This window comes from Microcoleus sp. PH2017_34_RAT_O_A (assembly GCF_020737885.1).
Taxonomy (GTDB): Bacteria; Cyanobacteriota; Cyanobacteriia; order Cyanobacteriales; family Microcoleaceae; genus Microcoleus.
In genome coordinates this window covers 69,589-76,130 of sequence record NZ_JAEQDD010000023.1, presented here as the reverse complement: position 1 = coordinate 76,130, position 6,542 = coordinate 69,589, and the positions used below count along the sequence as shown (strand labels likewise).

Sequence of the window (6,542 nt, the reverse complement as noted above, 5' to 3'; positions counted from 1 at the left end):
GGGAATTGGGAATTGGGAATTGGGAATTGGGAATTGGGAATTGGGAATTGGGAATTGGGAATTGGGAATTGGGAATTGGGAATTGGGAATTGGGAATGTGAGCATCTCAGTTTTGCATTTATGTATAGTGCGAGCGTCCCCGCTCGCGTATTGTACAATACGCGAGCGGGGACGCTCGCACTAATAACAAATAACAATAACAAATAACAAATAACCAATAACCAACAGCAAATAACAAATAACAAATAACAAATAACAAATAACCAATAACCAATAACCAACAGCAAATAACCAATAACCAATAACCAACAACCAACAACCAACAACCAACAACCAACAGCAAATAACCAATAACCAACAGCAAATAACAAATAACCAATAACTAATAACCAATAACTAATAACTAATAACTAATAACCAATAACTAATAACAAAGCGATCGCCCTTTTTTTCAAAAGAGCGATCGCTTTGTTTATTTATTCAGTACCTGCTGCCAACAGCGGGCCACTAACATCACATCTCAAGGCTTTTTAGCCTTGCTCTACCTCATTCTAGAAATCTTGCGGTAACAAAGAACTTAAACGCTCCAATAAAGGATCGGACTCCCGACGAGGAGGAACCTCAGCATCAGAAACTGTATCATTCGCTACAGACTCAGACTCGATCGGATCAGGCTCTACTACTTTTGAAACTTGGGCAAAAGAAACTTGAGCAAACTTACTGTCAACACTCCCCTGCAACTGATCCAACTGCGCGCCCAATTGACTCAGGTGATGTTCCAGTCCTTGCAAACGGCTTAATTCCTCAGCAGAAACATTGCGCTCAAACTCAGCAAATCTGACCGCAAGTTCAGCAATACCCTGTTCCAACCGCTCAGAGCTATCTGTAGAGCTAGCAGACTCAGATACAGACAAAAACTGCCACAAAGCTTGCTTGCAGAGATTGCTGAAAGTCTGATACTTCGTAAAAGCCAACTCTTTTTCAATAGCGGCCAGCAAAGTTTGATCGGCAGCATCTTCCGTAAACGCCACCGAGAAATTCGCCTTATTTTTTGCCCACAGTGCCATAGGGTTCAAGCCTTAATGCGTTACTTTATCGTGGCTAGCTGAGCCTCAGCATAAATAAACTGTCCCAAAGCATTAGCTTTCCGAGAAGGCTGAGCCAAGTGAGCCTTAAGATTGGCGTCTTTCAGCAAAGGTTGGAGTACCTCCCAGAAAAATTCGCCGCCACCGCCAGTCAGAACTACGTCCGTCACCCGTTCCGGCAACCACTGTACCAAACGTTCGGACAGTTCGTTAGCGAAAGCCTCCCGCAAATCCTTAATAATCGGATCTAAATTAGTCGGCTTAGTCGCTCCTCTAGGACGGTAGAAACGCTGCCCTTCGGGTTTGTTCACCCCTTCCAATAAAGACAGGGATTGAGGGTCTGCCCCCGGAATTTTTGAGGCAACTTGTTCGTAGAATTTGTTCATGGCGAAGGAATCGCTCTTAGAAGCCGCTCGGGCGAACCGGAAACGATCGACCATTAACAAATCGGTAGTTTGGTGTCCGATATCGACCACAGCCACCGACAGTTCCGGCAACTCCGGCGTAAACTCCTTGTTGTCTTGAGCTTCGCACCAAATCAGGCTGCCGAATCCTTCCGGCATCACCCAAACGTGGCGAATATCAATTTCCAAACGCTCGCCGCGGTATACCACAACGTGGGGAGAGCGCAGTTGGCTGATAATCTCTTCCTTTTCTTTCTCAAACTGATCCTGCGAATAAAAAGGCAAACCCAGCACTACTGCCATTTCGCCCTTCATCTGGAAATATCCAGCACAGGAAAAAACCTTAACCAAAGCATCTACTACTTTCGACTGGTCAGCCCCACCGAGATTAGCGCCAAAGTCAGCGGCCAGTTGGCCGATGGCGTACCCCTTGCCCTGGTGCTCCAGCCACATATCCAACAGAGGGTCTGTTGCTTTTGACTCAAAGCTGCCGCCCCGCACCTTTTCCACGGGCATAGTAGCCACGTTGGCAGGGATGAAAACAACACCATTTGGGTTGCGACTCACGCAAGCTTTAGTTGCTGTACGACCCAAATCAGCACTAATAATCGATTTGTGAGAAGCGATCTTAGTCTGCTGCGTCAGCATAGCCGAATTAGGAACAAGCTGTCTAGTTGTCATTGAAATGTGTTACCTCACTGAGCCTCACCATTATCATGCCTTATCCCTGGACACTGCCGCGCTTAAAGACAGTGGGTTTTGAGGCGATTCTTCTAACTCTACCTAGATCGGTATTGAAATCAGCACCAAACATTATATTCGGGACGATCGCCCTTACCGTAACTAAGCTAACTTTTTCTCGATCGCGACGATCGCCGGCATCTTGCCCGATCGTGCATTGTTAAGTTAAATTTAGTAAAGATTCTGAGTGTAAACTTTTGTCACACTAATCCGAGACCGCCAGCTTACCCGATCTATCCCCAATTCAAGGCACCCGCATTTATGAAAATTTCTTGGCAAACTATACTACTTTGGACTTTACCCGCCCTAGTCATCGGCTTTTTCCTGTGGCAGGGAGCCTTCGCCGCGTCCCCGGCAGAAATGAGCAAGAACACCGCCAGCACCCGCCTGAGCTACGGTAGATTCTTAGATTACTTAAACGCCGATCGAGTGACCAGTGTTGATTTATACGACGGAGGCCGCACTGCGATCATCCTAGCCGTCGATCCCGAACTGGACAATCACGAGCAGCGGTGGCGGGTAGACTTGCCGTCAAATGCTCCTGAACTCGTTTCTAGACTCAGAGATTCCAAAATTAGCTTCGACACTCACCCCCTCCGCAACGACGGCGCCATCTGGGGAGTGTTAGGCAATCTAGTATTTCCTCTCTTATTAGTAGGAGGGCTGTTCTTCCTGTTCCGCCGCGGCGGCAACGTGCCGGGGGGCCCAGGCCAAGCCATGAATTTTGGCAAATCCAAAGCACGCTTTCAAATGGAAGCTAAAACAGGCGTACTGTTCGACGACGTAGCAGGCGTAGAAGAAGCCAAAGAAGAACTTGCCGAAGTCGTGACTTTCCTCAAAAAACCCGAACGCTTCACCGCAGTCGGCGCCAAGATTCCGAAAGGCGTGCTGCTAGTAGGCCCTCCCGGAACCGGCAAAACCATGCTGGCAAAAGCGATCGCAGGTGAAGCCGCCGTCCCTTTCTTCAGCATCTCCGGTTCAGAATTTGTCGAAATGTTTGTCGGTGTTGGCGCATCCCGCGTCCGCGACTTGTTCAAGAAAGCTAAAGAAAATGCTCCTTGTATAATTTTTATCGATGAAATCGATGCAGTGGGCCGCCAGCGCGGCGCCGGTATCGGTGGCGGTAACGATGAACGGGAACAAACCCTGAACCAGTTGCTGACCGAAATGGACGGTTTTGAGGGCAATACTGGCATCATCATCATTGCTGCTACGAACCGCCCTGACGTGCTCGACTCGGCGTTGCTACGTCCGGGACGTTTTGACCGCCAAGTTAGCGTTGATACACCGGATATCAAGGGCAGGTTGGAAATTCTTGAAGTTCACGCGCGCAACAAGAAGCTGTCTGAGGAGATTTCTTTGGATGCGATCGCCCGCCGCACTCCCGGTTTTACCGGTGCTGATTTGGCTAACTTGCTCAACGAAGCTGCCATTTTGACAGCAAGACGGCGCAAAGATGCGATTACGATGCTGGAAATTGACGATGCAGTCGATCGCGTCGTCGCAGGTATGGAAGGTACACCGCTGGTAGACAGCAAGAGCAAACGCTTGATTGCTTACCACGAAATCGGCCACGCGATCGTCGGCACAGTCATTCAAGCCCACGATCCCGTCCAAAAAGTTACCTTAGTTCCTCGCGGACAAGCCCGCGGCTTAACTTGGTTTATGCCCAGCGAAGACCAAGGTTTGATTTCGAGATCCCAAATCCTAGCCCGGATTAGCGGTGCATTGGGCGGCCGCGCAGCCGAAGAAGTAGTTTTCGGCGACGCTGAAGTTACCACCGGTGCCGGCAACGACTTGCAGCAAGTCAGCGGTATGGCCCGCCAAATGGTTACTCGCTACGGGATGTCTACCTTGGGCCCGATCGCCCTAGAAGCTCAACAAAGCGAAATTTTCCTCGGCCGCGACTACACGGCGCGATCGGAATATTCCGAAGAAATTGCCTCTCGCATTGATGGACAAGTTCGATCGATTGTCGATCGCTGTTATGACGAAGCGCGCCAAATTATTCGCGACAATCGTACCGTAGTCGATCGTTTAGTCGATTTGTTAATCGAAAAAGAAACCATCGACGGCGAAGAGTTGCGCCTAATCGTCTCTGAATACACTTTTGTTCCTGAAAAAGAACAATACGTTCCTCAGCTTTAAAAAGCTAATCTTCACGGAAAATATTCAGGGCGAATAGAATTCGCTGAGTTTACGATCGCACAAACAAAGTCCGCCTCCGCGGACTGAAGAAATTCAACCCGCGCAGGCGGGTTTTGTTTGTGTAGCAGCGGTTTCAACCGCCGAGTTTGTTTGTAAAATAGCAACAGTAGATTAACGTAAATTAACCCAGATGAACAATAAATTTGTCACCCATAAAATCAATAATTTGTCAAGCTTGTTTCTAGCTACTTTAATTTTTATTCCCCTCAATACTTTGAGCGCCCGCGCCGAAAAATTAAGATGTTTTGTAGATATTTGCATTGACCCCAGCAGCGTAAAATTAAGTAAATCCAATTTTCCCGGTGCTCCCTCTTATCCTGTCAGAACAGTTTTAGGAACTCAGCAGTTTAGTAACGAGAAAATGCGGGTGCAGATGGAAGTTAACTGCAAGCAGCGAGAGTTTAGAACTGTCAGAGTTAGCCAAGATGGCGAAAATTGGTCAAATTTCGATCCGAGGTGGACTTTAGTCGATCGCAACTCATCTTTGTCTCGGATGGTTGACTATACTTGTCAGTTGACAGTTGACAGTTGACAGTTGACAGTTGACCGGGGATAGCGACCTCTACCTGGAAGGAAGAAGATTAGAGTAATGAATAGTAATTATTGTAGGGTGCGTCAGGGGGCTGAATATGTTTTGTACCTACTCAAAAATTCTCCCCCCTGACGCACCCTACGGCTAGTTAACCGCGCACCCTATACTTGTGTAGGCTGCAATCTAAAATCTAAAATCTAAAATCTAAAATCGGATGACCAACCCCATCGAATACCGGCAAAGACGCGAACAGTTAATGGCAAAAATTGGCAGCGGGACAGCAATATTTCGCAGCGCGCCCGCAGCCGTCATGCACAACGATGTTGAATACGCCTACCGACAAGATAGCGATTTTTTCTATTTAACTGGTTTCAACGAAGCTGCGGCGGTAGCAGTGCTCGCACCACACCACGAAGAACACAAATTTGTTTTGTTTGTGCAGCCAAAAGACTTGGAAAAAGAAACTTGGCACGGTTATCGCGCTGGAATTGAAGGCGCCAAAGCCTTGTACGGCGCGGATGAAGCGTTTCCGATCGCCGAACTTGCCGAAAAATTGCCAAAATATTTAGAAAAAGCCGATCGCATATATTATCACTTCGGGCGCGATCGCAATTTCGACCAAACAGTCCTCAACCACTGGCAAAGCTTGATGCGAACTTACCCCAAACGCGGTACAGGCCCCACTGCGATCGAAGATTCCAACATCATATTACACCCGATGCGGCTGGTAAAAAGCCAAACAGAATTAGCATTAATGCGAAAAGCAGCTAATATCTCAGTTACCGCCCACAACCGCGCCCGAGAATTTGCCAAACCAGGCAGATACGAATACGAAATTCAAGCAGAAATAGAACATATTTTCGGCATGAACGGCGGCACCCCCGCCTACCCTTCAATTGTTGCATCCGGTTACAATTCCTGCGTCCTCCACTACATCGAAAACAACCGCCAAATGCAGGAAAATGATTTGCTGCTAATAGATGCCGGTTGTGCTTGCGGCTACTACAATGCCGACATTACTCGCACCTTTCCCGTCAGCGGCAAATTCACCGCCGAACAACAGATAATTTACGACTTAGTTTTGCAAGCACAAACCCAAGCAATTAGTCAAGTATATCCGGGAAATCCTTACAGCAAAATTCACGAAACCGCAGTGCGCGTTTTGGTGGAAGGTTTAATGGATTTAAAACTTTTGGTGGGCGACATTGAAGAGATAATTAAAGAGGAGAAATACAAGCCATTTTATATGCACCGCACTGGTCACTGGCTGGGATTGGACGTGCACGATGTCGGTGTTTATCAGTACGGCGAAAATCCGCAACTTTTGCAAGCAGGACAAGTTCTGACGGTGGAACCGGGGATTTATATTTCTCCTTATATTAAACCCGTTGAAGGACAGCCGGAGGTTCCTGAAAAATGGCGCGGTATAGGTGTGAGAATTGAAGATGATGTTTTGGTGACAATTGACAGTCATGAAGTTTTGACCGCCGGAGTTCCGAAATGAAAGCCGCTATGTTTCAACAGTTGACAGTTGACAGTTGACAGTTGACAGTTGACAGTTGACCGCTTGAG

The 6,542-nt window shown here is 47.7% G+C and carries 5 protein-coding genes; 3 read left to right on the top strand and 2 right to left on the bottom strand.

Annotated features, from left to right (window positions below; genetic code table 11):
• Positions 1-551: 551 nt before the first annotated feature.
• Both JGK11_RS11065 and JGK11_RS11060 read right to left on the bottom strand, forming a co-directional pair.
• Positions 552-1,067: a hypothetical protein gene (locus JGK11_RS11065; protein ID WP_293197718.1), complete on the bottom strand. Its 516-nt coding sequence runs from the start codon at positions 1,065-1,067 to the stop codon at positions 552-554.
• A gap of 20 nt (positions 1,068-1,087) precedes the next feature.
• A complete protein-coding gene (locus tag JGK11_RS11060) occupies positions 1,088-2,170 on the bottom strand; it encodes a ParM/StbA family protein (protein ID WP_293155295.1) in 1,083 nt (360 codons plus the stop codon).
• Between the two features lie 321 nt (positions 2,171-2,491).
• Between JGK11_RS11060 and ftsH2 the strand changes: the two genes are divergently transcribed.
• The 3 genes from ftsH2 (at position 2,492) to JGK11_RS11045 (ending at position 6,474) form a co-directional block, all read left to right on the top strand.
• Positions 2,492-4,378: an ATP-dependent zinc metalloprotease FtsH2 gene (gene ftsH2, locus JGK11_RS11055; protein ID WP_293177509.1), complete on the top strand. Its 1,887-nt coding sequence runs from the start codon at positions 2,492-2,494 to the stop codon at positions 4,376-4,378.
• Positions 4,379-4,568: 190 nt separating this feature from the next.
• Entirely contained in the window at positions 4,569-4,970 is a 402-nt protein-coding gene (locus JGK11_RS11050) for a hypothetical protein (protein WP_293190049.1), read from the top strand.
• Between the two features lie 214 nt (positions 4,971-5,184).
• Positions 5,185-6,474, top strand: a complete 1,290-nt coding sequence (locus tag JGK11_RS11045) for an aminopeptidase P N-terminal domain-containing protein (RefSeq protein ID WP_293177513.1) — start codon at positions 5,185-5,187, stop codon at positions 6,472-6,474.
• The last annotated feature ends 68 nt before the right edge of the window (positions 6,475-6,542 follow it).

What these genes read in the sequence shown, in the direction of transcription:
- JGK11_RS11065 (WP_293197718.1), bottom strand. Translation starts at nt 1,067, where the DNA reads ATGGCACTGTGGGCAAAAAATAAGGCGAATTTCTCGGTGGCGTTTACG.
- JGK11_RS11060 (WP_293155295.1), bottom strand. Translation starts at nt 2,170, where the DNA reads ATGACAACTAGACAGCTTGTTCCTAATTCGGCTATGCTGACGCAGCAG.
- ftsH2 (WP_293177509.1), top strand. Translation starts at nt 2,492, where the DNA reads ATGAAAATTTCTTGGCAAACTATACTACTTTGGACTTTACCCGCCCTA.
- JGK11_RS11050 (WP_293190049.1), top strand. Translation starts at nt 4,569, where the DNA reads ATGAACAATAAATTTGTCACCCATAAAATCAATAATTTGTCAAGCTTG.
- JGK11_RS11045 (WP_293177513.1), top strand. Translation starts at nt 5,185, where the DNA reads ATGACCAACCCCATCGAATACCGGCAAAGACGCGAACAGTTAATGGCA.